At 73.3% G+C, this 25752-nt stretch carries 22 protein-coding genes and 1 pseudogene; 6 read left to right on the top strand and 17 right to left on the bottom strand.

Features of this window, described 5'->3' with window-relative positions:
- Nucleotides 1–92: 92 nt before the first annotated feature.
- Complete coding sequence (locus OCT49_RS08455; protein WP_283855717.1) at nucleotides 93–2030, bottom strand: hypothetical protein; 1938 nt, start codon at nucleotides 2028–2030, stop codon at nucleotides 93–95.
- A gap of 488 nt (nucleotides 2031–2518) precedes the next feature.
- On the opposite strand from OCT49_RS08455, the gene OCT49_RS08450 reads away from it, so the two are divergent.
- Nucleotides 2519–3220 carry an AfsR/SARP family transcriptional regulator gene (locus OCT49_RS08450; RefSeq protein WP_283851268.1) on the top strand — a complete coding sequence of 234 codons (702 nt, stop codon included), beginning with the start codon at nucleotides 2519–2521 and terminating at the stop codon, nucleotides 3218–3220.
- Between the two features lie 142 nt (nucleotides 3221–3362).
- On the opposite strand, the gene OCT49_RS08445 is transcribed toward OCT49_RS08450, so the two are convergent.
- The 9 genes and pseudogenes from OCT49_RS08445 to OCT49_RS08410 all read right to left on the bottom strand — a co-directional run bounded on the left by OCT49_RS08445 (nucleotide 3363) and on the right by OCT49_RS08410 (nucleotide 15213).
- Nucleotides 3363–4400: a hypothetical protein gene (locus OCT49_RS08445; RefSeq protein ID WP_283851267.1), complete on the bottom strand. Its 1038-nt coding sequence runs from the start codon at nucleotides 4398–4400 to the stop codon at nucleotides 3363–3365.
- A 445-nt stretch (nucleotides 4401–4845) separates the two neighbouring features.
- Nucleotides 4846–7779: an alpha-N-acetylglucosaminidase gene (locus OCT49_RS08440; RefSeq protein ID WP_502963453.1), complete on the bottom strand. Its 2934-nt coding sequence runs from the start codon at nucleotides 7777–7779 to the stop codon at nucleotides 4846–4848.
- A gap of 98 nt (nucleotides 7780–7877) precedes the next feature.
- Nucleotides 7878–8045: pseudogene (locus OCT49_RS40050) on the bottom strand (hypothetical protein); the annotation flags it as partial.
- Nucleotides 8046–8196: 151 nt separating this feature from the next.
- Nucleotides 8197–8844 carry a LuxR C-terminal-related transcriptional regulator gene (locus OCT49_RS08435; protein ID WP_283851266.1) on the bottom strand — a complete coding sequence of 216 codons (648 nt, stop codon included), beginning with the start codon at nucleotides 8842–8844 and terminating at the stop codon, nucleotides 8197–8199.
- Nucleotides 8829–10097 carry a sensor histidine kinase gene (locus tag OCT49_RS08430; RefSeq protein ID WP_283851265.1) on the bottom strand — a complete coding sequence of 423 codons (1269 nt, stop codon included), beginning with the start codon at nucleotides 10095–10097 and terminating at the stop codon, nucleotides 8829–8831. The genes OCT49_RS08435 and OCT49_RS08430 overlap by 16 nt, the downstream gene beginning before the upstream one ends.
- A 197-nt stretch (nucleotides 10098–10294) precedes the next feature.
- Nucleotides 10295–10915 (bottom strand): winged helix-turn-helix domain-containing protein, encoded by a 621-nt coding sequence (locus tag OCT49_RS08425; RefSeq protein WP_283851264.1) that lies wholly within the window; start codon nucleotides 10913–10915, stop codon nucleotides 10295–10297.
- Nucleotides 10916–11299: 384 nt separating this feature from the next.
- A complete protein-coding gene (glnII, locus tag OCT49_RS08420) occupies nucleotides 11300–12334 on the bottom strand; it encodes a glutamine synthetase (RefSeq protein WP_283851263.1) in 1035 nt (344 codons plus the stop codon).
- A gap of 157 nt (nucleotides 12335–12491) precedes the next feature.
- A complete protein-coding gene (locus OCT49_RS08415) occupies nucleotides 12492–13631 on the bottom strand; it encodes an ARPP-2 domain-containing protein (protein WP_283851262.1) in 1140 nt (379 codons plus the stop codon).
- 16 nt (nucleotides 13632–13647) lie between these two features.
- Complete coding sequence (locus tag OCT49_RS08410; RefSeq protein WP_283851261.1) at nucleotides 13648–15213, bottom strand: hypothetical protein; 1566 nt, start codon at nucleotides 15211–15213, stop codon at nucleotides 13648–13650.
- Nucleotides 15214–15481: 268 nt separating this feature from the next.
- Here OCT49_RS08410 and OCT49_RS08405 point away from each other — a divergent pair, with 268 nt between their 5' ends.
- On the top strand, nucleotides 15482–16405 hold the full coding sequence (locus tag OCT49_RS08405; RefSeq protein WP_283851260.1) for a Gfo/Idh/MocA family protein: 924 nt from the start codon (nucleotides 15482–15484) through the stop codon (nucleotides 16403–16405).
- An 80-nt stretch (nucleotides 16406–16485) separates the two neighbouring features.
- On the opposite strand, the gene OCT49_RS08400 is transcribed toward OCT49_RS08405, so the two are convergent.
- Both OCT49_RS08400 and OCT49_RS08395 read right to left on the bottom strand, forming a co-directional pair.
- Entirely contained in the window at nucleotides 16486–17457 is a 972-nt protein-coding gene (locus OCT49_RS08400; RefSeq protein WP_283851259.1) for a hypothetical protein, read from the bottom strand.
- 85 nt (nucleotides 17458–17542) lie between these two features.
- Complete coding sequence (locus OCT49_RS08395; protein ID WP_283851258.1) at nucleotides 17543–18004, bottom strand: MarR family winged helix-turn-helix transcriptional regulator; 462 nt, start codon at nucleotides 18002–18004, stop codon at nucleotides 17543–17545.
- A gap of 88 nt (nucleotides 18005–18092) precedes the next feature.
- Between OCT49_RS08395 and OCT49_RS08390 the strand changes: the two genes are divergently transcribed.
- Entirely contained in the window at nucleotides 18093–18947 is an 855-nt protein-coding gene (locus OCT49_RS08390; RefSeq protein ID WP_283851257.1) for an alpha/beta fold hydrolase, read from the top strand.
- 142 nt (nucleotides 18948–19089) lie between these two features.
- On the opposite strand, the gene OCT49_RS08385 is transcribed toward OCT49_RS08390, so the two are convergent.
- Nucleotides 19090–19449, bottom strand: a complete 360-nt coding sequence (locus OCT49_RS08385; RefSeq protein ID WP_283851256.1) for an arsenate reductase family protein — start codon at nucleotides 19447–19449, stop codon at nucleotides 19090–19092.
- Between the two features lie 189 nt (nucleotides 19450–19638).
- Here OCT49_RS08385 and OCT49_RS08380 point away from each other — a divergent pair, with 189 nt between their 5' ends.
- Nucleotides 19639–19908 carry a hypothetical protein gene (locus OCT49_RS08380; RefSeq protein WP_283851255.1) on the top strand — a complete coding sequence of 90 codons (270 nt, stop codon included), beginning with the start codon at nucleotides 19639–19641 and terminating at the stop codon, nucleotides 19906–19908.
- Nucleotides 19909–20021: 113 nt separating this feature from the next.
- Here OCT49_RS08380 and OCT49_RS08375 read toward each other — a convergent pair whose 3' ends face one another.
- The gene (locus OCT49_RS08375) at nucleotides 20022–20537 is read right to left on the bottom strand and encodes a hypothetical protein (protein ID WP_283851254.1); all 516 of its coding nucleotides are present in this window, start codon (nucleotides 20535–20537) and stop codon (nucleotides 20022–20024) included.
- Nucleotides 20538–20700: 163 nt separating this feature from the next.
- On the opposite strand from OCT49_RS08375, the gene OCT49_RS08370 reads away from it, so the two are divergent.
- Nucleotides 20701–21186, top strand: a complete 486-nt coding sequence (locus OCT49_RS08370) for a hypothetical protein (RefSeq protein ID WP_283851253.1) — start codon at nucleotides 20701–20703, stop codon at nucleotides 21184–21186.
- 111 nt (nucleotides 21187–21297) lie between these two features.
- On the opposite strand, the gene OCT49_RS08365 is transcribed toward OCT49_RS08370, so the two are convergent.
- The 3 genes from OCT49_RS08365 to glnA all read right to left on the bottom strand — a co-directional run bounded on the left by OCT49_RS08365 (nucleotide 21298) and on the right by glnA (nucleotide 24772).
- Nucleotides 21298–21816, bottom strand: a complete 519-nt coding sequence (locus OCT49_RS08365) for a hypothetical protein (RefSeq protein WP_283851252.1) — start codon at nucleotides 21814–21816, stop codon at nucleotides 21298–21300.
- Between the two features lie 750 nt (nucleotides 21817–22566).
- Nucleotides 22567–22947, bottom strand: a complete 381-nt coding sequence (locus OCT49_RS08360) for a hypothetical protein (protein WP_283851251.1) — start codon at nucleotides 22945–22947, stop codon at nucleotides 22567–22569.
- Nucleotides 22948–23362: 415 nt separating this feature from the next.
- Nucleotides 23363–24772 carry a type I glutamate--ammonia ligase gene (glnA, locus tag OCT49_RS08355; protein WP_283851250.1) on the bottom strand — a complete coding sequence of 470 codons (1410 nt, stop codon included), beginning with the start codon at nucleotides 24770–24772 and terminating at the stop codon, nucleotides 23363–23365.
- A 300-nt stretch (nucleotides 24773–25072) separates the two neighbouring features.
- On the opposite strand from glnA, the gene OCT49_RS08350 reads away from it, so the two are divergent.
- Nucleotides 25073–25540: an RDD family protein gene (locus tag OCT49_RS08350; protein ID WP_283851249.1), complete on the top strand. Its 468-nt coding sequence runs from the start codon at nucleotides 25073–25075 to the stop codon at nucleotides 25538–25540.
- Nucleotides 25541–25752 lie beyond the last annotated feature (212 nt).

Raw genomic sequence — 25752 nt, 5'->3', positions numbered from 1 at the left:
CGGGAGAACAGGGGTGTGCGGCGTTTTCCTGACACCGCTTCCCGACCCCGCGCACCCCTGTTCTCCCGGGGTTCCGCCGGACCGAGGCGTCGTCACAGGGCCCCCACCCGGCTGCCGTCGGCCAGCGTCCCGGTCAGCCGCGCCCGGTCCCCGGCCCCGGCGGGCACGGCGAGCAACCGGCCCCGGGACCGCCCCGTCACCCCGCCCGACGTGGCCAGCGAGGTGAACTGCCCGCTGCCCGCGGCCAGTACGTACCAGTGACCGGCCTGCGACTTCCACAGCACCCCGGCCAGCACCCGGGGATCGCGCGGCCCGCAGGCCGGCGAGTCCTCGGCCCTGGCCGCGACCGCCCCCGGCGGCCCGCCCGTCGCGACGGACGGTGCCGACGGGGCCTGGAACTGGGCGAGTACCCGGCTGCCGGTGCCCCGCCAGGTCTCCGCCCTGGTGCAGAGCCAGCGCGCGGAACCGTTGCCCTCGGGCAGCGGCTGCTCGGCGTACTGCCAGGAGTTCACCGACCGCACCCCGTGCGAGCGCAGCGCGGGCAGCAGGCAGGCGGTGCGCGCCCAGACGTCCCGCTCGGCCCGCCCGGCGACGTCGTGCGGCGCGGCCGGCGGGCCCGACGTCAGCCGGGCGGGGACCAGTTCGCCGAGGTCCGTCAGCAGCCGGGTGGCGGAACCGTCCCGGATCTCGACGGCGTCCCAGGTGCGGCAGTCGCGGGTGGCCGCCGGACCGGCCTGCGCGGCGACCGTGCCGTCCGCGGCCCGGGGCAGCGGGCGCGGCGCACCGCCCGGCGCCAGCAGGTCCCGCGCCCGGACCCCGGACGCCCAGGGCGCGACGAGGTAGCGGACGCGGTCGCCCGCGCGCTCCACGACCACGGCACCGGCCGCGGCGGCGTCCGCGCCGTCCACCCGGGCGAAGTCGAGCACGACGCCCCCGTCCGGGCCGCCGCGACGGGGCTCCGCGTACCGCACCACGCGCAGCCCGTCGTGGAGGAGCACCACCGCCGCCCGCTCCGTCCCGCCCGCGTACAGCAGTTGGGGCGGACCCGCCGGAGGGCCGACGGGGGTGCCCGGGGTCGCCGACGTGCGCACCCCGGCGCCGGGCCGGGCCCACGCGGCGAGCGCGCGTCGCAGCAGGGCGGTGTCCCCGGTGCGGTCGCCACGGGTGGGCCAGGAGGTGAAGTCGGTACGGGACGAGTGCTGCCAGAACGTCGCGGACACCCGCCGCAGCCCGGCGGGGTCCAGCAACTGCCCGCTGTCACCGGTGAATTGCTCCGGTCCGGCAGTGACGGCGCGGCCCCGGCCCCCGTCCGCCGGCCCCAGCAGCGCCCCGCACACCAACAGCGCCGCGACGGCCGTCAGGCCCGCCCGCGCGCGCCGCCGACGGCGCAGCAGGTCCGGCGGCCGGGCCTGGAGCGAACAGGGGTCGAACTCCCGGGAGTCGAGGAGCGCGCCCGACTCGGGCACCTCGTCCGCCTCCGCGAGCGCCGCGTGCGGGTCGGCCACCCCGGCACCGGCGAGCACCCGCCGCACCTCCGCGTCGGCCAGCCGTTCCAGGCCGCGCAGGGCGAGGGCGGCGCGACCGGGGCCGGAGAGCGAGGCCAGGGCACTCTCCAGGGCGAGCCCGTCGGCCCCGCCCGAGTGCGGGAACAGCCGCAGCCCCCACACGAGCGGCAGGAACGGGGGCAGCCGGACACCGAGGGGCCGGCGCTGCGACCGGCCCGCCTCCAGGGCCGCGCGCAGCACCCGTCTGCGGGCGTCCGCGTAGGCCGGGTCCACCGCCGCCGCGCCACCGGGCCTGCGCGGTGCCGGGATGCCGCCCGGCGGCCCGTGTCCCGACGCGTGCCCGGCCAGCAGGCACCGTTGGGCCAGGGCGTGCGCCCTCAACACCCGGCGGTGACTGCCCGGCGACGGCGGCAGGACGAGATAGCCGAGCCGGACCAGCCGCGGGTAGTGCTCGACGAGCGCGGCCCCGGCCTGCTCCCCGTCGACCGGGGCGGCTGCGGAAGGTACTTCTGGCAGTGGACGCACGTTCAACAGAACGAGCGAATCGTGCGATGGTCACCCCGGCCCGCCCGCGAACGGCTCAACGGACCGCCGTGCCACCGCGGTTGCCGCCCGCCGGCCCCGGTCGTGCCGCGCGGACCGTTCCGGCCGGTCGCCGCATCCGCGCGGACCCCGCACCCTCCGTACCATCGCCGTTCCCGGCGGGGCGACCGCAGCCGCGTCCACCGGCCCGGCCGACGCACCGTACCGGCGGAAAACGGGCCGGCCGACGCACCGCACTGGCGGAAACCGGGCCGGGAAATACCGGTCATCTGCCCGGGTCAGAACAATTCGACATCTCTCGGCAGGTGGAGCAGCATGGCTTTTCGGGAGGTGTCACAGATCGCTGGCTCCCAGCAATGGCGGCGCGACCGATCGACGGGCGCCGGGTGGACCGACCCCTACGCGATCACAAAGCCATGAGCTCATACGATCTTGCTTTCTCGCTGCCGCCCACCAGGGCCGGACCGTCCGTGAGCATCTCTCTCCTCGGCGGTTTCGACATCGTGGTCGGTGAGGAACCGCTGACCGTACCGGTCGGCTCGAAGCGGCTGTTGGCGTTTATCGTGCTACAATACCGCGCTGCCGTCCCCCGGACCCTGGTCGCGGGGAACCTCTGGCCCGAGGCGTCCGAGCAGGGCGCGAACACGAACCTGCGCTCGGCGCTGTCACGCCTCCAGGACCTCGGGAAGCAGGCACTGAACATCTGCCCCGCCGAGCTGCGCCTCGCGCGGGAGGTCACGGTGGACCTGTTCCGGGCCCGGTCGTTGGCCCGGCGCATACTCGACCCCCAGGTCCCGGCCGAGGACCTCGACCTCGACGTGGCGGCCGTCGACCAGCTGTCCGCCGATCTGCTGCCCGGCTGGTACGACGAGTGGGTGCTCCCGGAGGCGGAGCAGTGGCGGCAGCTTCGACTGCATGCGCTCGAGGCCCTGACGGGGACCTTCATCGGCCTGAAGGAGTTCGCCTGGGCCGTGGCGGCCGCCCACGCGGCCGTGCAGGCGGACCCGCTGCGGGAGAGCAGTCAGGCCTCGCTGATCCGCGCCCACCTGGCGGAGGACAACCTGTCCGAGGCGCTGTGCGACTTCGAACGCTACGAGCGGCACCTCCGTGACGAGCTGGGACTCCGCCCCACACCGAGGCTGTGCCGGCTGGTGTCCGAACTGCGGCAGTAGCGCCCCGGCAAATTGCCCGGGTCGCCCGGGCAGAACAGCGGACCCGCAGTCGCCGGAGCCGGAGAACCCGCCACTGTTCAGTGGCGGGTTCGTGCTACCGGGTTCGGCCGGTGGGTTTGACACGGTCAGCACGCGACAGAAGTCACGTCTGTGCGCCCTGCTGGAGGACGTCACCGAAGCCACCGCCGGTCTGTGCGCCCTGCTGGAGGACGTCACCGAAGCCACCGCCGGTCTGTGCGCCCTGCTGGAGGACGTCACCGAAGCCACCGCCGGTCTGTGCGCCCTGCTGGAGGACGTCACCGAAGCCACCGCCGGTCTGTGCGCCCTGTTGCAGGACGTTGCCGAGGCCGCCGGTCTGTGCGCCCTGCTGGAGGACGTTGCCGGTGCCGCGTCCGGTCTGGGCGCCCTGTTGCAGGACGTTGCCGGTACCGGGTCCGGTCTGGGCGCCTTGCTGGAGGACGTTGCCGGTGCCGCGTCCGGTCTGGGCGCCCTGTTGCAGGACGTTGCCGGTACCGGGTCCGGTCTGGGCGCCTTGCTGGAGGACGTTGCCGGTGCCGCGTCCGGTCTGGGCGCCCTGTTGCAGGACGTTGCCGGTGCCGCGTCCGGTCTGGGCGCCCTGTTGCAGGACGTTGCCGGTACCGGGTCCGGTCTGGGCGCCTTGCTGGAGGACGTTGCCGGTGCCGCGTCCGGTCTGGGCGCCCTGTTGCAGGACGTTGCCGGTACCGGGTCCGGTCTGGGCGCCTTGCTGGAGGACGTTGCCGGTGCCGCGTCCGGTCTGCGCGCCTTGCTGGAGCACGTTGCCGGTGCCGCGTCCGGTCTGCGCGCCCTGTTGCAGCACGTTGCCGGTACCGGGTCCAGTCTGCGCGCCCTGCTGGAGCACGTTGCCGGTGCCGCGTCCGGTCTGCGCGCCCTGTTGCAGCACGTTGCCGGTGCCGCCGGTCTGTGCACCCTGTTGCAGCACGTTGCCGAAGCTGCCGATCTGCGTGCCCTGCTGGACGATGTTGCCGGTGACGGTGTCGATGCAGGTCGGGGGGAAGGACTGGGTGCAGACGATCTGGGACGGGGCCTGGGCCTGGGGCGCTGCTGCGGCGCTTGCCACGCCAAGGCCGCCGGCGAGTGCCGCGACCAAGCTCGACACGCCGATCAGGCGGGGAATTCCTTGCCGAACGCTTCTCATCATGGTGGATTCCTTGCGTGTGAAAGCGGGGTTGAGCTTGCCTGCACCAGCCATCCTCGGGTGCGGGCGTCACCGCGGCGTGACGCCGGCGTGACCGGCCCGGCCGACGGCGACCGGCGGAGGCTCTCCGCGGGCGGCTGCTCACGCTCCGGCCCCGTCCGCGGATCTTCCCGGGGACGGCGGCGCCTCCCCGGCCCCGAACCGGCGCCGGCCGTCGGCCGGGTCGGCTGCGGCCGCCACGTGATGGCCCGATACGCGCAGGTCGGGGCAGGAGTCCGGCCGAGTGGCGTGCCCGGCCGGTTGCGTACCGTGACAAGCCTCGGGAAGGGGCGTTCGCAGCCGCCGCGCCGCGCCGTCGGGTGCACCCGGACAGCCCGCGCGTTCAGCGGAACGGGCGAATCGTGGGGAATACCCGGCCCGCTCGCGGGCGGCGCGGCGGGCCGCCGCCTCAGCCCAGCTGCCACCCGCTGAACTCGGCCGTGCCGCGCAGCCCGCTCCCGCCGTTCGTCGCGCTCATGAAGATCCCCACGTCCTGCGCCGTCGCCGTCCCCGGCACGGCGACCGTCGCCACCGTCCGCCAGGTCGTCCCGCCGTCGGTGGAACAGGAACCCGTGCACCCGTCCCCGGTCCGGGTCAGCCGGAGCAGCACCGGGGCCTTGATCCCGGTGATCCGCCGGTAGGCGTCCAGGGTGCCGTCGCCGTTCGTGTCGTACGAGAGCGCCACGCCGTTCGACGGGGTCACCGCCAGGTTCAGGAACCCGGCGGAGCCCGGCGTGGCGAGGCCGTTGCGCACCACGATCCCCGCCCGCGCCCAGCCCCCGGTGTTCTCCTGCGCGTCGACCCGCACGGTCACCTCCGCCCCCTCGGACCAGGCCCCCTCCCGGTACGCCGTGCCGAACTGGCTGGTGCCCTTCCACAGGTCCTGGCCCGCCCCGTTGATCGCGAGCCGCCCGCCCAACTGCCCGAAGACCGCAGCGTTCGACGTGTACGTGCGCCAGCCCGGCTCCAGCGGCGCCGCCAGGTACACCGCGCCGCGCCGCAGATCGGTCACCCGCTCCTCGCCGCGCGGCCCGTACATGGTGCTCAGCCCGTACGGCATCGGCCGCAGCGGAGCGGTCAGCGGCTCGGACGGGGCGGTGACCCGCCAGTGCACCGAACCGGACCCGCCGGCCGCGACCTCGTCGAGGGAGGTGTCACCCGTCGCGGTGGCGTCGAGGCCGGTGAGCTCGAAGTCGACCCGGCCGGTGGACCGCAGGCCGTTCAGATTGCGGAAGGCGGCCGTCACCGTGCCGGTGCTGCCGGGGGTGAACGTCGCCGGATCGGCCGAGACCGTGACGGCACCCTGGTACGGGGCGGTGGACAGGGTCTCGAAGACCCGCCGCGCCGTGCGGTGGGCGTCGCCCGTGGCCCGTACCGGATGGACGTCGGTCCGGCGGGTCCACTCCTCCTCGCCCGGGTACCAGTCGAACGGCTTCGCGGCCCGGCCCTCCACGAGCGCGTCGGTCAGCTCGTCCAAGTAGGCCCGCCACTGCGGGAGATGGACCTCGGCCAGCAGCCCGTGCCAGTCGCGGTTGGCGTAGTTGCCGAGCTGGTCGGCGGCCGCCCGGTCCGCCCAGGTGGTGATCAGGGTGCGCGCCGTCCACTCCAGCCGGACCGCCTCCGCCGGGTTCGTCGCCAGCCGCTTGGCGTCCTCCAGCCACGGCCCCAGCAGGAAGGCCCGGTGGCAGCCCGCCACCGCGTCGGCCAGTCGCATCAGCTTCAGCCAGAGCGCGGCGAGGGTACGGAACCGGGCGACGTCCTTGTCGGCGTGGGCGGCCCTCAGCTGCGGCAGCAGGGTCCGGGAACGGTCGGCGAGCGCCTGCCGGGCCAGGTCGGTGAGGTCGTGGCGGTAGGTGTCCGAGTCGCGCAGGGCCGGGCGTACGTCGAGGAGCGCCGCGAACGCCCGGTCGAAACCGGCCGGGTCGAAGGCGGTGCGCACCGAGGCGGTGAGGTTCGGGCGCCGTGAGAAGAGCGAGTCGACGGGGCGGCCGTCGGTGCTGGTCAGCCGGTACGCCGTGGCGGCCAGCGCGGCGAAGGCCGCCTCCGCCGCCCTGTCGCGGCCGCCGTAGCGGAACGTCGGGTACGCCCGGAACCACGCCTCCCGGTCCACCTTCTCGGACCGCCAGGCCAGCTCGCCGAAGAGCTCGAAGGCCGCCGGGTCGCGCTCGGTCGCCTCCGGCATGTACGCCGTGCCGACCAGCGCACTGCCCGGTTTGTCGCGCCAGGCCGTGAACTTCTCCGTCCAGCGGTCGGTGTTGGCCCCGATCGTCGTCCGGCCGCCGAAGTTCGGGATGGTGCCGAAGGCGTACGGGGCCCCGCCCCAGTCCTTCTCCCGGTCGGTGACGGTGTCCAGGTCGGAGAGGCCGTCGACGATCAGGAGCCGCTCGGTGTCGACGGCCTCCAGCAGCGCGGGCCGGGGATTGGCCTGCCAGCCGAGGATCACCCAGGTCGCGCCGGGGTGCGCGGTGCGCAGCGCGGATTCGACGGCGCGGGCGGCGTCCGGCACCGGGACGTCACCGGCGTCGCCGCCCTCGTGCAGCAGGTCCATCTTGAAGTGCGCCGCGGGGCCGAACAGCTCCTCCTGGTGCCGGTAGAAGGCGGCGGCCACCTCGGCGAAGACGGGGGTGCGCGGGTCGAGCCAGTCGGGGCGGCGCAACCCGTTCCAGGTGCCCTGCGGGACGACCCGGGCACCCGGATTGCGGTCCACGAAGCCGTCCGGGACCGTGCCGAAGTAGCCGGGGAACACCGGTGCCATGCCCAGTTCCCGCATCCGGTCGGCGATGCTCCGCCCCAGGGCGGCACGCCGGTCGATCAGCCCGGTGCCGAGCGGGCCGCCGTATCCGCTCATGTTCTGGAGCAGCCACCACGGCTGGTGGGAGGGGGCGGGCAGCCAGGCGCGGGCCTCGGCGTCGTCGTAGCCGAAGTCCTGGAGCAGCCGGTGGTAGACGGCCTCCTGGCCGGCGGTCACCAGGACCTCGTTGCAGCCGTGCAGGGCCAGGACGTCGAGCATCCGCTCCCAGCGCGGCCAGTCGGCGTACGGGGCGGTGTAGCCGTCGTGGGTGTCGTTGAGCGCGAAGCGGTGCGGCACGGTCGCGGAGCGCTCCACGGGGGTGCGGGGTGCGGGCAGCCGACGGGGCAGCGCGGTACGGCTGCCGGCCCACGAGACGACGGCGTCGCAGGTGTACTTGAGGTACCAGTGCGCCCCCGTCAGCGCGGCGGCCGGCGTGGTCGCGGCGATCTCGATCCGGCCGGTGGAGCCGGTGACCCGGAACCGGTCGGGGGCCTGCGCGCCCTCGCCCCGGGGGAGGGCGCGCAGACGGAACTGGTCCGCGTGGTCCGGCAGCAGCCGGCGGAGCGCGTCGTGCGCGGGGGCGAGGTCCCGGGCGGGGGCGGACGGCGCGGCGACGGCGGACGCGGGGCGGCGCCGACGGCGGCAACGGCCCCGGCGGCTCCGGCCGCGCCCAGCAGCGCACGTCTCGTGAGCCGGGGCGGGCCGAAGGAACGGGACGGGCCGGAGGCGCGGGAGGAGCTGATGGGGCGGGAGGAGCTGATGGGCAGGGAAGGTTCCGTCACGGTCCGCACTCCTCGGTGTTGTTCATGGTGGTGCATGCGACAACAGGCGTGTGCGGTGCGCACGTTAATGACGGGTGAGGGGGCGGGCAACGGGGCGGGCGGCGGTTTGTTCCGATCCAGCCGTTCGGCCCCCACGACGCGTGGGCGGGGCCTCGTGGGCCGTACGGTTCAGCGCGTCCGGCCGGGATCAGCCCCGGTCCAGATAGGCGAGCACCGCGAGGACCCTGCGGTTGTCGTCGTCGGACGGCGGCAGGGCGAGCTTCCCGAAGATGTTCGAGGTGTGCTTGGCCACCGCCCGCTCCGTGATCACCAGTTGCGCGGCGATCGCCATGTTCGAACGGCCCTGGGCCATCAGCTCCATGACCTCCAGCTCGCGCGGGGTGAGTCCGCCCAGCGGCTTGTCCTGCGACCGCCGCGAGAGCAGCTGCGAGATCACCTGCGGATCCATCGCGGTGCCGCCGGCCGCGACCCTGCGCACCGCGTCGACGAACTGGTCGGCGTCGAAGACCCGGTCCTTGAGCAGGTAGCCGATGCCCCCGTTGCCGTCCGCCAGCAGTTCGCGCGCGTACAACTGCTCCACGTGCTGCGACAGCACCAGCACCGGCAGTCCCGGCCTGGCCCGCCGCGCCGCCAGCGCGCACTGCAGGCCCTCGTCCGTGTGGGACGGCGGGAGCCGGACGTCGACTATCGCGACGTCCGGCTCCGACTCGGCGAGTGCCCTGGTCAGTTCGGGACCGGACTCGACCGCGGCCGCGATCTCGAAGTCGTACGCCTCCAGCATCCGGACCAGGCCGTCGCGCAGCAGGAAGAGATCTTCGGCTAGGACAACTCGCAAGGGATCTCCATGGTCACCATGGTGGGGCCGCCCGCGGGGCTGCTGACGGCCATGACGCCGTCGAATGTACCGAGTCGGCGTTCGATTCCGCTGAGGCCCGACCCCGCCCCGACCCTCGCCCCGCCCCTGCCGTTGTCGGTGACGGACATCCGCAGCACGGAGTCCGCGTGCCAGATGTCCACCCGGACCCGGTCCGCCCCCGAGTGCTTGGCGGCGTTCGTCAGCGCCTCGCTCACCGCGAAGTACGCCGCCGACTCGACCGCGGCGTCCGCCCGCCCGGCCAGTTCCACCTCGACCTCGGACGCGAAGGGCATCCGCAGCGCCAACGCCCGTACCGCGTCCCCGAGTCCGCGCTCGGCGAGGACCGGCGGGTGGATGCCCCGCACCAGGTCGCGCAGCTCCGTGAGGGCCTCGGCGGAGGACGCGCGGGCCGCGGCCAGGAGCTTCTTCGCCTGAGCCGGGTCCTTCTCGATGAGCGCCTCCACGGTGCCCAGGCTCATGCCCATGGCGACCAGCCGGGCCTGGGCGCCGTCGTGCAGGTCGCGTTCGATGCGGCGCAGCTCGGAGGCGGCGGTGTCCACCGCCTCGTGCCGGGTCTCGGTCAACCGGTCGATGCGCCGGGCCAGTTCCTGTTCCCGGACGGGGGCCAGCATCGCGCGGGTGATCACGAAGTGCAGCCGCAGCAGCGGCTCGGAGAACCGCAGGCCGATCGCGAGCAGCACCACCCCGAGCGCGGCGGCGGCCAGCCCCGTCGCCTGGCTGTCGACCGGCACGAACCCGTACCAGTACCGGTTGTCGGTGAAGACCCGCCACAGGCCCGCCGCCAGGACGAAGCCCTCCAGCGGATAGACGAACAGCCCGACGACCAGGGCCAGCACCACGTAACCGGCCGTCATGTCGACCAGCAGCCACCGGATGTCGCGCCAGGTCGCCGGGTCCTTCAGCATCAGCGTGGTCCGCTCCACCCGCCCGGTGAACCCGGTGCGCAGATCCTCCGGGAAGGGGCGGTACGGGACCGGGATGCGGACGTCGGACCAGGTGACCGAGAGCAGCCGACGCCGATTGGCGTGCCTGCGCACCAGCTCCAGCATGTGCGGGGTGGTCACCAGGCCGATGCCCAGCGGGATGAAGGCGAGGGAGAGCACCGTCCACACGAAGAGGGTGACCGAGCCGACCAGGCTCGCGAACGACAGCACGAACCCCCGCCCGGCGGCCAGCAGCGCACCGCGCACCCGTCCTCTTGCCGTACTCATCGTGGTCCGCCCCCCTTCGTGGGGCCCTCGTGCCGGACCCCGTCGCGCAGACAGTCTCACCCGGCGGGCGGCCCGGGCGTCAGCCGGTCCGGCACCCGGCCGGGGGTGTATCCAGCAACACCCCCCCGCCGGCCACGAGGAGCGGCCCCGGTCCGGCAGGTGCCGGGCCGGGGCCGCGTCAGGCGTTCCCGGTGCCGTCAGGGGATGTACTTGTAGCCGACGCGCCGCACGGTCTGGATCGAGCGGCGGTGCTCGGCGCCCAGCTTGCGCCGCAGCCGGGCGATGTGGACGTCCACGGTGCGGCCGTCGCCCACGTGCCCGTAACCCCAGACCGTGGTCACCAACTGGTCGCGGGTGTGCACCCGGTGGGGGTGTGCGACCAGGTGGGCGAGCAGCTCGAACTCCAGGTAGGTGAGGTCGAGCGGGTTCCCGTCCACCGCGGCGGTGCGCTGCACGGGGTCGATGCGCACCGGGCCCGCGGCCGGCTCCTCCACCGGGGTCGGCACCACGTACTGGGCGGCCCCGGCGAGCGGGCTTCCGGGGGCGGGCCGCTGGTCGGCGGGTACGAGCACCAGGTAGCCGATCATCGGCGGCCGGCCGGGCAGCGCCGGAACGGTGTGCTGGGGTGCGGGCAGCCAGGTGGCGCCCGGCGGCAGGAAATCGGCCACGGCGGCGGGCCGGGCGACCTCATCGGGGTCGACGGCGCGCAGCCGGTGGCGCTGGGGCGGGAAGGGGCGGGCGGAGGGGGTGGCCGCAGCGGGGGCCGCGGGCGCCGCGGTGGCGGCGGCAGAGGCGGAGAAGGTACGGGTGTTCGCCATGGGGTCAGCTCTTTCGCGCGAAGGAGTCGTCGGTGGACGGACTTGCTTGCGCGCGGACCGAAGGCCGGGGTGAGCGGCTTTAGAGGGCCTGCGCGTTCAACGCGCGGCAACACACCCGGTCGAAGTCGTGGTGCTGACGGGAAGGCCAGAACGGTTCGAGGTCGCCGCGACCTGTCGAGGTGTACTGGATGCCGACCATGGCCCCATTGAACCAGACAACCGCTCGGCGCAGCAGGCCCCTCCCACCCCTCGGTACGCACCCCGGTGTTGGCTTCCTCACGCAGCTCCGGGCCGGTCGGGGCCGGTCCGGGCCGGGGGCGGTCACGGCGAGGGGGCGCCCACCCTGACGGACGGACGCCCCCTCGCCACGACGGTGCCGCGGGATCAGACCTGGCCGGCCTTCTCCAGCGCGGAGCAGCAGGTGTCGACGATCAGCCGCGTGACGACGTACGGGTCGACGTTGGCGTTCGGCCGACGGTCCTCGATGTAGCCCTTGCGGTCCTGCTCGACCTGCCAGGGGATGCGGACCGAGGCGCCGCGGTCGGAGACGCCGTAGCTGTACTCGTTCCACGGGGCGGTCTCGTGCAGGCCGGTCAGCCGGTCGTCGATGCCCGCGCCGTAGTTCTTGACGTGGTCCATCGGCTTCGAGCCCTCGCCCAGCGACTCGCACGCGGTGATGATCGCGTCGTAGCCCTCGCGCATCGCCCTGGTGGAGAAGTTGGTGTGCGCGCCCGCCCCGTTCCAGTCGCCCTTGACCGGCTTCGGGTCGAGGGTCGCGGAGACGTCGAACTCCTCGGCGGTGCGGTACAGCAGCCAACGGGCGACCCACAGCTGGTCGGAGACCTCCAGCGGGGACAGCGGACCGACCTGGAACTCCCACTGGCCGGGCATGACCTCGGCGTTGATGCCACAGATGCCGAGGCCCGCCCGCAGGCAGTGGTCGAGGTGCTTCTCGACGATCTCGCGGCCGAAGATCTCGTCGGCGCCGACCCCGCAGTAGTAGCCGCCCTGCGCGGCCGGGAAGCCGCCCTCGGGGAAGCCGAGCGGCCGGTGGCCGTCGAAGAAGGTGTACTCCTGCTCGATGCCGAAGACCGGCTCCTGACCGGCGAACCGCTCGGCCACCGGACGCAGCGCGGCACGGGTGTTGGAGGCGTGCGGCGTCATGTCGATGTCGAAGACCTCGCACAGCACGAGGATGTCGTCGCCGCCGCGGATCGGGTCCGGGCAGACGAAGACCGGCTTCAACACCCGGTCCGAGGCGTGGCCCTCGGCCTGGTTGGTGCTCGAACCGTCGAAGCCCCAGGTCGGCAGCCGGTCCACGTCCTGCGAGGGACTCCCGGTCATGATCTTCGTCTTGGAACGGAGCTTGGCGGTCGGCTCGGTGCCGTCGATCCAGATGTACTCGGCCTTGAACGTCACGGAAGCCATCCTTTGCGGGTGCTGCGGTCCTGCGGTCCGGTCTGTCCGGCGCAGCTTCGCAAGACGCGATTTCCCGTCCGTTGCCCCGATGTGAACCCCGTGTTACCGAGGTCTCCCGCGCCGTGCACGGGCGGACGGCACCGCCTTCGAACCCGTCCTACGAGCGGACCTTCAGCAGCGACTCGAAGCCGGCCGCGCGGATGCGGCGCCGCACTTCCGCCTCGGTGGTGTTCAGCGCCGCGGCCGCCCGCGGGAGCCGCCAGTCCGCGTCGGCGAGCCGGTGCAGCAGGTGCCCCCGCCGGATCTGGGCCTCGGACAGCCGGAACGTCTTCAGGTACGCGACCCGCCCCTTGTGGTCGGTGATCGTCTCGCCGATGTGCTGCCCCTCCCCGCCCGGCCGGAACGGGGGCAGGAACCGCCACAGCGTGAACGAACCCATCCGGTACACCTGGTCGAAGGCGTACGAGCCGTCCAGCAGCTCGCCCGCGAACAGGGTGTCGTGCGCCCGCGCCCACTCCAGCTCCTGGCGCCGCGCCGCCGACCGCAGCTCGGCGAGCGTCCGCAGCCGCGCGCCGTCGGAGATCCGCGCCGTGAACTCCGCCACCGGCCCGCCGTACATCGCGTACTGGTGGATCAGCTCGCCGTACAGGTCCTGGAGCAGCGAGGGATGCAGCAGCCGGTAGTCGTCCGGGTGCGGCACCACGAACGCGGCGGCGAGCACGTCGGCCGCGTACACCATCACGCCGCACTGGCCGGGATGGATCTCGAAGGCCCGCAGCGCGTCGTCGAGCCCCTGCACCGTCCACCCCAGGTACGCGTCCTCGGCGCGCGGCGAGAGGCCGTCGCGCAGCGCCTGCCGCGACCACTCCTCCCAGGCGGTCGAGGGTCCGCCGAAGTGCAGGGCGAGATACCCCTCCAGCGCGAGGTGCAGCGGCAGGAAACGCAGCCGGTCGCCGGGCTGCCGCTTGGCCATGCGGTGGTGGCGGTGGCGCTGGAGCCGGGCGGTCCGGGGCGGCCGGCCCCCGCCCGGGGAGCCCGCCGGGGCGCCGAGCTGCGTGCCGTACGCGACGCTCTGCCCGCCCTCGCCGGACCAGTCGGCGACGAAGCCGTGCGGAATGACCGAGACGTAGTGCTCGCGCGGCCCGAGGCTCACGACGCCGGGCAGGGCGTCCAGGTAGAGCTCCTCGTGCAGCCGGAGCCCCTCGACCGGCTGTTCGCGCACCAGTGGCACCAGCCGGATGCCGCCCCACACCTGGGCGGGGCGGGGGGTGAGCCCGGTCAGTTCGAGCCTGTTCACGATGCGGCTCCCGTCTTCACGATGCGGCTCCCGACCGGTCCCCGGCCGTCGGCTCCCCGGCCGTCCGGTCCTCGGCCACGAAACGCGCGACCTGCCGGTCCAGATAGGCGTACAGGGCCGCAGGGCCCGTGCGCCCCTCGGCGAACTGCGCGATCTCCACCAGCGTCGGCAGGTCCTCCGCGTCCCGGATGCCCGCCGTCGGCACGCTCGGCGCCAGGCGCCGCACGTCGAAACCGTCCGCGTCGTACACGGGGTTCACGTGCACCACCTCGGTGCGCCGGTCCGGGTCGAGCCGGGTCCGCCACACCCTGAGCACCTCGCCGGCCAGTCCGGGCGGGGCGTTGTCCCAGCCGTCCGACACGATGATCAGCCGGTCGGGGCCGAGCTCCAGGGCGTCCAGCACCCGGGTGCCGAGCGGGGTCGCCCCCCAGGGCCCGACCAGCAGCGCATCGGTGCGGCCCGAGGTCCACAGCGGGGTGTACCCGCCCGGCGCGGCCAGCGCCTCCAGCAGGTGGTGGCAGGCCAGCGCCACGGCGAGCGGACGGCGTCGCTTCTCGCCCGAGCCGTACGAGGAGTAGCTGTCGTCCAGCACGGCGGCCACCCGGCCCCAGCTCCCGGCGTGCGGACCGGCCGCGCGCCGGGCCGCCGAACGCAGCGCACGGGTCAGGTCCGCGCGGCGGATCCGGCGCTCGTCGAAGTGGAGCGACAGGACGTACAGGGCGAGCCGGGTCAGCGGCATCACGGTCAGGTCCACGTCGGCGGGCAGCAGGCCGATCGCGTCGGTGCGCTGCCGCTGGGTCCGCAGCCGCTCCAGCCGGGTCATCCGCGGCGCGGCCCGCTCCAGGAACGCCTCGCGCTTCATCCCGTGCCGGGCGGCGAAGCCCTCGGCGACGGTGAACGGCAGTTCCTCGACGGCCCGCTGCTCGTAGTGGGCGCGCCGCCAGGCGTCGAGCAGCTGGTGCCGGTAGTGGGTGCGCAGCCCCGGCCGGAACAGGAAGTCCCCGACCTCGGCGGCCCCCTCCGGCTCCCCGGTCCTCTTCGGCGCTCCGGCCTCCTTCGGCTCCTCGGCCCTCTTCTGCTCCCCGGTCCCGTCGAGCGGGAGGTGGGCGTGGCGGGCCGCGGTCTTCAGGCCGGAGCGGTACTTCACCGCGTCGTGCGCCAGGTCGGGCCGGGCGGCCAGCCAGTCGCGCATGATCGCGCGGGTGCGCCGGTTGTTCACCCCGGCCGCGCGCAGCGCCCGGAACAGCCGGTACACGCGCTGCGGCGGCAGTTTCGCCAGCCGGGCGGCGATCAGCCGGCCCTCGGTGCGCTTCTCCCCGGGCGTCGCGTCCCCGGCGTGCTCCAGCAGGCCGTGGACGATGCGCGCCGCGTTGTGGTCGTTGATGTCGAGGGCGAGCGCGCAGGCGTAGAGCCGGCGGTAGTTGACCCGTACGTACTCGTGCAGGAAGTCCAGCGAGAGCTGCTGCTGGTACGCGGTCGAGCGGAACTCGCGCTGGCCGGTGGCGGTGATCGCCGCGTTGACGAAGAGCAGCACGTCCTCGGCGGCGACGAGCCCGGCGTCGGTGCCGGTGCTGGTGGACATGGTTCCCCCGTGGTGTCGCGCACCGCCCGGGGCGGGGGCGGTGCGATGCCGGCCGGGGAATGGGGGCGCGAACAGCGAAATCACTGCTTCAGAGGCAAGTCCCGGAAGTCGCGCCGGAGTCCCGCGGCCGGCCCCGCAAACGTAGCCATGAACCTCACCCTCCGCCAAATGGATAAGGGCGGCGGGGCCGGGATCCCGCCCGGGCCGTGCCGGGGCCGGGCGGTGCCTCGATACGGGGCGGGTCCGGCCGACCCGGCAGACTTGCCCCATGACGACACTTCCCCCGACCCCCTTGCGCATCGGCCTCGTCGGTACGGGGCCCTGGGCCCGCAACACCCAGGCCCCCGCCCTCGCCGCCCACCCCGGCGCCGTGCTCAGCGGTGTGTGGGGCCGCAACGCCGGGGCCGCGGACGCGCTGGCCGCCGCGCACGGCACCACGGCGTACACCGGCGACGCGGGCATCGACGAGCTCTTCGCCACCAGCGACGCCATCGCGTTCGCCGTGCCGCCGGACGTCCAGGCCCCGCTCGCCGCCCGCGCCGCGGCCACCGGACGCCACCTGCTGCTGGACAAGCCGGTCGCCACCACCGTCGCGGGGGCCGGCGAGGTCGTCCGGGCCGTCGAACGGACGGGGGTCGCGTCCGTCGTCTTCTGCACCTTGAGGTTCGCGGCCGACACCTCCGTCTGGATCGGTGAACAGGCCGCCCTGGACGGGTGGTTCACCGCCCGTGCCGAGTGGATCGGGTCGCTGTTCGCACCGGGCTCGACCAGCGAGTACGCCGCATCGCCCTGGCGTCGCGAGAAGGGCGGCCTGTGGGACGTCGGCCCGCACGTCCTGTCGGTCCTGATCCCGGTGCTGGGGGACGTGACCCGGCTGACCGCGGCGCGCGGCCCGTCCGACGCCGTCCACCTGATCCTCCGTCACACCTCCGGAGCGTCCAGCACGGTGACGCTCGCCCTGGGCGCCCCGACGGCCGCGGTGGGCACCGTCATCGAGCTCCGGGGCGAGCGGGGAGTCGTCACGCTGCCGCGCTGGGGCGACGCGGTCGGCTCCTTCCGGGCGGCGGTGGACGCGCTGATCGAATCGGTGCGCACGGGGGAGCCGGACCCGTGCGACGTACGGTTCGGCCTGCGCCTCACGGAACTGCTGGCCGAGGCGGAGAAGCAGGTGGAGGAGCAGGAGAGGGAGTAGGGGAAGCGAGGCCGGGTTCGGCCCGGACCCGGCCCTGACCCGGGCCCTCCGGGTTCGGCCCGGTGGCTTCGCCCCGCCCGCTACATCAGTACCGGGCGGAGCTCCAGCCACGCCGCCACCTCGGCCCGCAGCGCCGGCTCCCGCACGCCCCTGCGCAGCTGGGCGCCGGCGGCCAGGGCCAGGGCCTTGGCCTGCCGGGACCGGTTGACCGCCACGAGGTGTTCCCGGGTGTACGCGGTGGTGTGCCTGGTCGCCACCCCGGCCCGGGACACCGGCATGGCGTCGAGACACATCCGGACGGCCTCGTCCGGCGGCAGCAGCTCCCGTCCGGCGACCTCCAGCGCCGCCTCCGCCCGGTCCAGCACCCCGGCCGTACGGCACTTCCCGACCAGCCAGAGCGCCAGCCCCGCCCACGGGCTCCCCGTCCGGTCCGGCCCCTTGGGGGTCCGCCGCAGGCAGGAGTCCAGCAGGAACCACCACCAGCGGGCGCGTTCCTCCGCCGCCCCGGGCGCGCGGTGCGCGGCCCACCGCTCCCGCCCGTCGGGGTCCAGCCCCACCAGGTGCTCCACCCAGTCCCTCCCGGCCTCCCGCGACCAGGCGGGCGTCGCGTACCGGGGGCCGGTCCCGAACCACGTCGGCGTCGAGATCTTGAGCACGGCCCCGGTGTCCTCGTCGACGAGCAGACCGACCCGGCTGTCCTCCCGCACGAAACGACGGCAGCCGAGCCCGTCGGGCGCCACCTCGGTGACGGGGAAGCCCGCCCGCCGCAGCTCCCGGTCCAAGTCGTCCATCAGCAGGGGCACTTCGAGCCGGTGGGCCTGCACCATGGCGTAGAGGCCGTCCCAGGGCTCCTCGGGCGAGAGCCGTTGCCAGGCGAACTCGGCGAGGTCGTAACCGCGCAGCCGCTGCCCCCGCTCGAAGCTCTCCACGAAGTCGTCGCCGAGCAGCGCCGTGACCTCGTCGGGCGTGGAGGTGGCGTCGGCGCCGCCCACCGTGCCGGTGATGACGAAGTCGCTGAAGTACGTCAGGGGGAAGGGATCGGGCCGGGGCATGGGACGGGGTCTCCGCTTCGTCGGACGGGCCGGTTCGGGCGACCGGCCGGGCAGGGGGTGGGACGGGGATGGCGGGCGGGCCGGTTCAGGTGGCCGGCGGGGGAGGCGTGGCGACCGCCCGGTGCGCGGCTTCCAGGAAACGCCGGACGGCGGCCGTCCCGTGCTCGTCTAGGTCGCGCAGCACCGCCGTGGTGTCCTCGATCAGGGGCCCGAAGAACGCCCGCCCCAGCTCCCTCGCGCGCGGCGTCACGCCCAGCAGCACCCGTCGCCGGTCGTGCGTGTCCCGGACCCGGGTGAGGTGCCCCAGCCGCTCCAGACGGTCGATGAGCGAGGTGGTGCCCGCGGAGTTGAGCCCGAGCTGCGGGCCGAGCCACCCGGCGGTGGCCGCGGTACCGGCCCGTTCCGCGTCCAGCAGACAGATCAGCGCGCGCACGTCGGTGCTGTGCATCCCGTGCAGGCTCGCGAACTCGGCCTGGCGCAGCCCGAATTCGACGGTCACCCTGCGCAGCAGATGGACGAGCTCCAGCTCGGGCCCCTCGTCGCTCATCACGCCGTCCCCTCTCCCGGTCCACCCGTTCCAATTACCTCGCTCAGCGAGATAATATCGGCCGGCAGTCGATCCGGGAGGCACATCCATGACCGTCAGCACGTCCTTCCTCGCGGCCTACGACGAGGTCCTGGCGACCAGATGGCCCGCCGGCACGACGCACGCGGAACTCCCCACCCCGTACGGCACCACCCGGGTCAACAGCCACGGCCCCGAGGACGCCCCGCCCCTGGTGCTGCTGGCCGGGGGCGGCGCCACCTCCACCGTCTGGTACGCCCAGGCCGCCCACCTGGGCCGGACCCACCGCGTGCACGCCGTCGACCTCGTCGGCGACCCGGGCCGCAGCGTCGCGGGGGAGCGCCCGGTCCGCACCGTGCGGGACCTGACGACCTGGCTCGACGCCGTGCTGGACGGGCTGGGCGCCGACCGCGCCGCACTGTGCGGCCACTCGTACGGGGCCTGGATCGCCCTCCACCACGCCCTGCACGCCCCCCACCGCGTCCGGAAGCTGATCCTCCTCGACCCCACCCGGTGCTTCGCCGGTTTCCGCCCCGGCTACCTGCTGCGCGCGCTGCCGATGCTGCTCCGCCCCGCCGCGAGGCGGACGCGCGCCTTCCTGGAGTGGGAGACGGGCGGCGCCGCACTGGACCCGGCCTGGCTGCGGTTGCGGTGCGCCGCGGCGGACTTCCCCTCCGCCCGCCCCGTCATCGGCCCCCGTCCCGCCCCCGAAGCCCTGCGCGGCCTGGACGTGCCGACCCTGGGCCTGCTGGCCGGGAGCGGCAGGGCCCACGACCCGGCCCGCGTCGCCGCCGCGGCGGCCCGGCTGCTGCCGCACGCGGAGACGGTGACGATCCCCGGCGCGACCCACCACACCCTGCCCCTGCACGAACCGACGGCCGCCGAACTGAACCGCAGGACGGCCGACTTCCTGGCGGCCCACTGACGGCTCGGCGGCATGGGGCCCGGCACGGGCGGCCACGGCCCCGATACGCCCGTACGGTATGCCGGACGGACCGGTATACCGTACGGGGGTGCTTCCGGGGGCGGCGTACCCGCCCGACGTACCCGCTCCGCGTACCGGTTCCTCAGCGGCCCATGGCGTCCCGTACCGCCTCGTCCGTGCGCGCCACGACGGCGGTCCCGTCGTCCGCGGTGATGATCGGCCGCTGGATCAGCTTCGGATGCCCGGCGAGGGCCGAGATCCACCGTTCGCGGGAGCCGGCCTCGCGCGGCCACTCCTTGATCCCCAGCTCCTTCGCGTCCGCCTCCTGGGTCCGTGCGATGTCCCACGGTTCCAGCCCCAGCCGGTCGAGCACGGCCCGGATCTCGTCCGGCGACGGCACGTCCTCCAGATAGCGGCGGACGGTGTACTCGGCACCTTCCGCGTCGAGCAGCTGCACCGCGCTGCGGCACTTCGAACAGGCGGGATTGATCCAGATCTCCATGGGGTCAAAGGTACGGGAGCGACCCCGCTCCCCAGGACGGCGAAGCCCCGGAAGGACCCCGCTCCCGGTGGGGCCGAAGAGGCCGGAGGGAATCCACGAAAGCCCTGCTGGCCAGCGGCGATTGTCAGTGGTGGGCCGTAAAATGGAGGGAGTTCGTGAGGGTTCCACGACCGTGCCAGGAGGTTGTTCATGGCCGTTGCCGCAGTCACGACCAAGCCGTTCCACAAGCCCCTGCAGAAGAAGCCGCTCCCCGCGGGCCGGCCCCGTGAGTGGTACATCTCCCACAACCGTCGCCTGAAGGCCATGCGCCTGGCGATAGCCCTGCTCGACACGGGTGTCTACTACCCGTCGACGGCGACCAACGCCAGGATACGCGCGACCGCCGAGCGCATCGGCGTCCACCCGCCGTCGGACACGACCTGCCGCATGGTCCGCGCCCTGATCCGCTACGGGCGCTGACCCGACGCATCCCGCGCGGCCGGGTTCCCGGGCTCCTCACCGAGCCCGGGAACCCGGCCGCGTACGCGCGTACCGGCACATCGGGACCTTTGCGGCACCTCTGCGCGGCAGGCTCAGAAGCCGTCGCAGGTGGCGGTGGCGAAGGCTCCGGAGGCCGAGGCCGTCCGCACGGTCCCGTCGTCCACCGTCACGGCGCAGGAGACCTCGCCGCCCGACCTCCCGACGGTGACGGCGAGGGAACCGCCCCGCAGGAATCCCCTGGTCCGCACTTCCCCGGTCCAGGGCAGGGAGCGCAGGGACAGCCGCGCCGTGGACAGGCCGCCGTCCTGCCAGGCGGGGTAGGTGACGGTGACGTCCCGGGCGGTCCCGGTGACCTCGTAGGTGACGCGGAGGGGTCTCGTCCCCTCCCGCACCAGTACGCCGGCGGTCCACTCGACGGCCACGGCACCGCCGACGGCCGGTACGAGCACGGCGAGCAGCAGCACCCCGGGCCACCACCGCCGGGGCCGCGCCTCCCCGGGGGCGGGGGCCGTCTCCCCGCCGCTTGCGCCCCTGGCCAGGGCCGTGTCACTCGTGCCCCCGGGCAGGTCGGTCTCGTTCACACACCCGGGCCGGTCGGTGTCGTTCACGCCCCCCAGGCTGGTCCGTCCCGCGCCGCGCCGCGACCCGGCACCGGCCCGCTTCGGCCACCCGGACCACCACCCGTCCGGGGCCCACGGCATGCGGCATCGCCCGCCGCCCCTTTGACTGGGCCGGGGAGAAGGGGGCAAGGGGCGAGCGCCGGGAGGCACGATGACGAGGAACGCCGTACGGGGACCGGCGGCCGTACTGCTGACGGCGGTCGTGGTGTCGACGGCCGCGGCCTGCTCCGACGACGGCGGGAGCGCCTCCGACACGGCCTCCAGGGCCGCGTCCGCCGCCGCGTCGGCGGCGTCCAGGGGCGCCGACGCGGTGGCCTCGGCGACAGCGGCGGCGGGCGAGAAGCTGAAGGGCTTCAAGAACGGCGTGAACGCCAAGGGCGACGTGAAGGTGGGCTCCCCGGTCACCGACGGCGACGGCCGGGCCACCGCGAAGGTCACCGTGACGAACGGCAGCGACTCGGCGAAGTCCTACGCGGTGCAGATCAATTTCCGCGACGCCAAGGGCGGTCTGGTCGACACGGTGGTGGTGACGGTCGCCGACGTCGCCCCCAAGGCATCCAAGGACGCCACGGCCCGCAGCAACCGCAAGCTGTCGGGCGACATCGAGGCCGAGGTGGGAACGGCCCTGCGGCACTGATCGCCCCACGGCAGTCCCTCGGCCCGCGACGGGTGCGTGTCCACCGGGCTCCGGGGCACACACGCCACCTGCGGTCTTTGGAAAGCCCGGTGTCATCCGGTGAAGGCGGTCTCAGCCGGCCGACAACTGGAGCAACTGCCCCGTGTCGTCGAAGAATCCCGCCGAAGGCAGATCAGGTGGCAGGACATTCACGATGACCGGCGCCGGATGATTCAAAGGCGTGGGCACCTGGATGAGGAAGGGCCAGAAAACGATCTGACTGCCCGTGTTCGTGGCCCGTTGCGAAACCTGGTAGCAAACGATTTCGCTCGGATGGTCGATGTCCGAGTAGCACTTGACCACCGACGGGGCGGCCTGGGAAATCTGCGGTGAGGCGAAGGAGTTGCTCGCCGATGTGCCCAGGATGCCGGCCGCGAGGAAGGAAGCCGCCGCTGCGGCCCCGATGGTCCGCAAGGTTGTCTTCTTCATGTTCATCAGCTCAAGGGCTCGAGGTGAACTGGATTGCCCCACAAGTTTCTGGGGCTTCGGTGATCCCGGCGCCATGGTTCGACGAATGCGATTTCCGCGGAACCGGTACTGGGTGTTGATGACCATCGTATCGTTCGGGCCGGTCTGCTGCCGGTCAGCCATCGTTCAGCCGGGTAAACGTTTCCCGGCGCGCGTCCCGTAGGGCGCCTTTCTCAACTCCCCGGTCATTACTGGTTGAACCCGGGAAATCTTTCGGTGCGACATCCTCGAGGAGAGCGTGCAAGCTGGGTGAGGAGGGATTCCGGATCCCGTCCGGAGTTGCTGCTTTCAGTCCCGTCGTCCTATCGGCTTCACGCCGGGGTCACGTCGTGGCTCCGGCCCGCCGCACACGACGGCACGCGGCTGGAACAGAAAGAAAGCGCAGTTTCCGAAAGGGGAAAACCGTGAAGGGAAAACTCGTCCTGAGCTCCGCCGTGGCAGCGGCGCTTGTCGGAGGGCTGGCCGTGACCGCGGCCGCGCCCGCTTCCGCCGCACCGACCCAGACATGCCGGGTGGCGGGAAACACCTTGACCGGAGAAGCCTTCGACCCCAACGCGCTGTTCGTCGTTTCTCCCGGCGGGATGGTGCTGCGCCCCGCTGCCGACGGTCGTATCGGACCGTCCACCGTGACGGGTACGGGCAGCGTCTCCGTGGGCCCCGTGGCCTGCACCGGGGGTGACGCGGCCGGGGGCACCGCCGCCGCCGTGGCTGCCGGAGCGAGGGCGGCCCAGACGGCGATCAGCAGGGGCGCCTCCCCGCAGCAGGCGACGGCACAGGGCGTGGCGGCCGCCCAGGCCGCGGGCAGAAGCCTTGGCCTGTCGCAGAGCGTGATCAACCAGATCAGTAATCAGACGATCAACAACGTGAACCAGATCATCGGTTCCACCGTTGGCGGCTCCGTCGTCGTGGGCAGCGGCAACACGGTGCCTGGTACTCCGGCACCTGCTCCGGCTCCGGCCCCTGCACCTGCACCGGCTCCGGCCCCTGCACCTGCACCGGCTCCGGCCCCGGCTCCTGCTCCGGCTCCGGCTCCGGCCCCTGCTCCGGCTCCGGCTCCTGCTCCGGCCCCTGCACCTGCTCCGGCTCCGGCTCCGGCCCCTGCTCCGGCTCCGGCCCCTGCTCCGGCTCCGGCCCCTGCTCCGGCACCCGCCCCGGCACCCGCCCCGGCACCCGCCCCGGCTCCGGCCCCTGCTCCGGCACCTGCTCCGGCCCCGGCACCTGCTCCGGCCCCGGCACCCGCCCCGGAACCGGCACCCGCCCCGGCCCCTGGTGGTCTCATGGGGGCGTGAGCTGTCCGCGGCTGTCCTGCATCCGTGGTTGAACGTCAGTCCCGACCGTTCGTGAGCCCTCATCGGATCCTTGATGAGGGCTCATGAACCTGTGTGGCAGCAAGCCGGACCAGGAGGTGTGACCATCCGCCCCTTGGCGGGGAGGCCAAAGAGGGCTGCGGCTGTACACGAAGTCCGGAAAGCCGCCGAGGGCCGCTGCCCCACAGGCGGGGTAGCGGCCCTCGACAGCCCTGACAGCCGATCAGCGAATTGGTCGGGCGGCGCACACTCGGTGCATCAGAGGGTGGGGAGCGAGAGGCGACAGCGAGAACCACCGGGAAGAGGTTCGCGGGTCACTGCCTGTTTCCAGGGCTCCGGCCCAGGCCACCCGGCCCCGCGGCCTAGAGGTCGAAGTACAGCTCGAACTCGTGCGGGTGCGGGCGCAGCTGGATCGGGGCGATCTCGTAGGTGCGCTTGTAGTCGATCCACGTCTCGATCAGGTCGGCCGTGAAGACGCCACCGGCCTGCAGGTACTCGTTGTCCGCCTCCAGCGCGTCCAGGACGGCCGGGAGGGAGGTCGGGACCTGCTGGACGTTCGCGTGCTCCTCGGGAGCCAGCTCGTAGAGGTCCTTGTCGATCGGCTCCGCGGGCTCGATCTTGTTCTTGATGCCGTCCAGGCCCGCCATCAGCAGCGCGGAGAAGGCGAGGTACGGGTTGGACGACGGGTCCGGGGCGCGGAACTCGACGCGCTTGGCCTTCGGGTTGGAGCCCGTGATCGGGATGCGCATCGCGGCGGAGCGGTTGCGCTGCGAGTACACCATGTTGACCGGGGCCTCGAAGCCCGGGACCAGGCGGTGGTAGGAGTTCACCGTCGGGTTGGTGAACGCCAGCAGCGACGGGGCGTGCCTGAGGATGCCGCCGATGTAGTGGCGGGCGGTGTCCGAGAGGCCCGCGTAGCCCTGCTCGTCGTAGAACAGCGGGGTGCCGCCGGACCACAGGGACTGGTGGACGTGCATGCCCGAGCCGTTGTCGCCGAAGATCGGCTTCGGCATGAAGGTCGCGGTCTTGCCGTTGCGCCAGGCGACGTTCTTCACGATGTACTTGAAGAGCATCAGGTCGTCGGCGGCGGCGAGCAGCGTGTTGAACTTGTAGTTGATCTCGGCCTGGCCGGCGGTGCCGACCTCGTGGTGCTGGCGCTCGATCTGGAGGCCGCTCTTCTCCAGCTCCAGGGACATCTCGGCGCGCAGGTCGGCGAAGTGGTCGACCGGCGGGACCGGGAAGTAACCGCCCTTGTAGCGGACCTTGTAACCGCGGTTGTCCTCGAGCGCACCGGTGTTCCAGGCGCCGGCCTCGGAGTCGATGTGGTAGAAGCTCTCGTTCGCCGACGTCTGGAAGCGGACGCTGTCGAAGACGTAGAACTCGGCCTCGGGGCCGAAGTACGCGGTGTCGGCGATGCCGGTGGAGGCGAGGTACGCCTCCGCCTTCTTGGCCACGTTCCGCGGGTCACGGCTGTACTGCTCGCCGGTGATCGGGTCGTGGATGAAGAAGTTGATGTTGAGGGTCTTGTCGCGGCGGAAGGGGTCGACCCGGGCGGTCGACAGGTCCGCGCGCAGGGCCATGTCGGATTCGTGGATGGCCTGGAAGCCACGGATCGACGAGCCGTCGAAGGCAAGCTCCTCGGTCGGGTCGAAGGTCGCCGCCGGGACGGTGACGTGCTGCATCACACCGGGCAGGTCGCAGAACCGGACATCGACGAACTTGACGTCGTTCTCGGCGATGTACTTCTTCGCGTCGTCGGCGTTCTGGAACATCCAACTCCTCCTACTCCCGGCCCGGGAGGGACGGGGTTGCAGCTCGTGGTGAGGCCGGTGCGGTGGCACACGCTGGACCTGACCATAGGCAGACCGGATTTCTCAAGCATGACCCATTTGTTTCGCAGAAGTTAACCGGGCCGGGTGTGACCGGCGCCTCATGGCCGGTAATGGAGGCATCGCCCCCGCCGTTCCTCCCACTCTTCCTCCCGCCGTTTCCCCGGTCCTTTCCCGGTTGTCCCGGGCCCTGCGCGGTACCCGCAGGGCGGGGGGAGGAGGCGGGCGCAGTACCGTGTTGGGGTGGACAACAGGCAAGCAATCGGATCGTGGCTGTCCGGGCCGCGCGCGGCCGCCGAGGAGATGGGGGCCGACTTCGGCCACCGGGGCAAACGGCTGGGCCTGCCCGAGCAGGGGCCGGGCTCCGTCGCGCCGCTCGGCCGGCGCTTCGGCGCGATCTTCATCGACTGGGCCCTGTGCATGCTGATTGCATACGGGCTGTTCGCTCGCGGTGACCAGCAGGCGACCGGAAACTGGGCCCTGGGCATCTTCCTCGTACTGAGCGTGCTCACCGTCGGGACCATCGGCTGCACCCCCGGCAAGCGCGTCCTGGGCATCAGGGTCATCGCGGAGAACGGCGGCCGGCTGTCGTTCGGGCGGGCCGTCGTCCGCAGCGTGCTGCTGTGCCTGGTGATCCCGGCCCTGGTGTGGGACCGCGACAGCCGCGGGCTGCACGACCGGCTGGCCCGCGCCGTCCAGGTCCGTATCTGAGGCGTCCGGCGCGTCCAAGGTCTCCGACGGCATCCGGGCGTCCGAGGTCTCCGACGGCCTCCGGGGCATCCCGTCCGAAGCGGTCCGGGACACCCGGGGCGGTCGTCCTGCGGGCGTCCGGTGCCGGGACGGCCCGGGACGTGCCCGGGGCACCGGCACCGCCGAAAGCGTACGTACACGAAGGGCGGGGCGCGAACCGGTCCGGTTCGCGC

The organism is Streptomyces sp. ML-6, from assembly GCF_030116705.1.
Taxonomy (GTDB): Bacteria; Actinomycetota; Actinomycetes; order Streptomycetales; family Streptomycetaceae; genus Streptomyces.
The sequence above is the reverse complement of the archived record's forward strand: the minus strand, read 5'-3'. Positions and strand labels throughout refer to the sequence as shown.

What these genes read in the sequence shown, in the direction of transcription:
- OCT49_RS08370 (WP_283851253.1), top strand. Translation starts at nt 20,701, where the DNA reads ATGACGAGGAACGCCGTACGGGGACCGGCGGCCGTACTGCTGACGGCG.
- OCT49_RS08380 (WP_283851255.1), top strand. Translation starts at nt 19,639, where the DNA reads ATGGCCGTTGCCGCAGTCACGACCAAGCCGTTCCACAAGCCCCTGCAG.
- OCT49_RS08400 (WP_283851259.1), bottom strand. Translation starts at nt 17,457, where the DNA reads ATGCCCCGGCCCGATCCCTTCCCCCTGACGTACTTCAGCGACTTCGTC.
- OCT49_RS08405 (WP_283851260.1), top strand. Translation starts at nt 15,482, where the DNA reads ATGACGACACTTCCCCCGACCCCCTTGCGCATCGGCCTCGTCGGTACG.
- OCT49_RS08395 (WP_283851258.1), bottom strand. Translation starts at nt 18,004, where the DNA reads ATGAGCGACGAGGGGCCCGAGCTGGAGCTCGTCCATCTGCTGCGCAGG.
- OCT49_RS08365 (WP_283851252.1), bottom strand. Translation starts at nt 21,816, where the DNA reads ATGGCTGACCGGCAGCAGACCGGCCCGAACGATACGATGGTCATCAAC.
- OCT49_RS08390 (WP_283851257.1), top strand. Translation starts at nt 18,093, where the DNA reads ATGACCGTCAGCACGTCCTTCCTCGCGGCCTACGACGAGGTCCTGGCG.
- OCT49_RS08425 (WP_283851264.1), bottom strand. Translation starts at nt 10,915, where the DNA reads ATGGCGAACACCCGTACCTTCTCCGCCTCTGCCGCCGCCACCGCGGCG.
- glnA (WP_283851250.1), bottom strand. Translation starts at nt 24,772, where the DNA reads ATGTTCCAGAACGCCGACGACGCGAAGAAGTACATCGCCGAGAACGAC.
- OCT49_RS08410 (WP_283851261.1), bottom strand. Translation starts at nt 15,213, where the DNA reads ATGTCCACCAGCACCGGCACCGACGCCGGGCTCGTCGCCGCCGAGGAC.
- OCT49_RS08445 (WP_283851267.1), bottom strand. Translation starts at nt 4,400, where the DNA reads ATGATGAGAAGCGTTCGGCAAGGAATTCCCCGCCTGATCGGCGTGTCG.
- OCT49_RS08430 (WP_283851265.1), bottom strand. Translation starts at nt 10,097, where the DNA reads ATGAGTACGGCAAGAGGACGGGTGCGCGGTGCGCTGCTGGCCGCCGGG.
- OCT49_RS08385 (WP_283851256.1), bottom strand. Translation starts at nt 19,449, where the DNA reads ATGGAGATCTGGATCAATCCCGCCTGTTCGAAGTGCCGCAGCGCGGTG.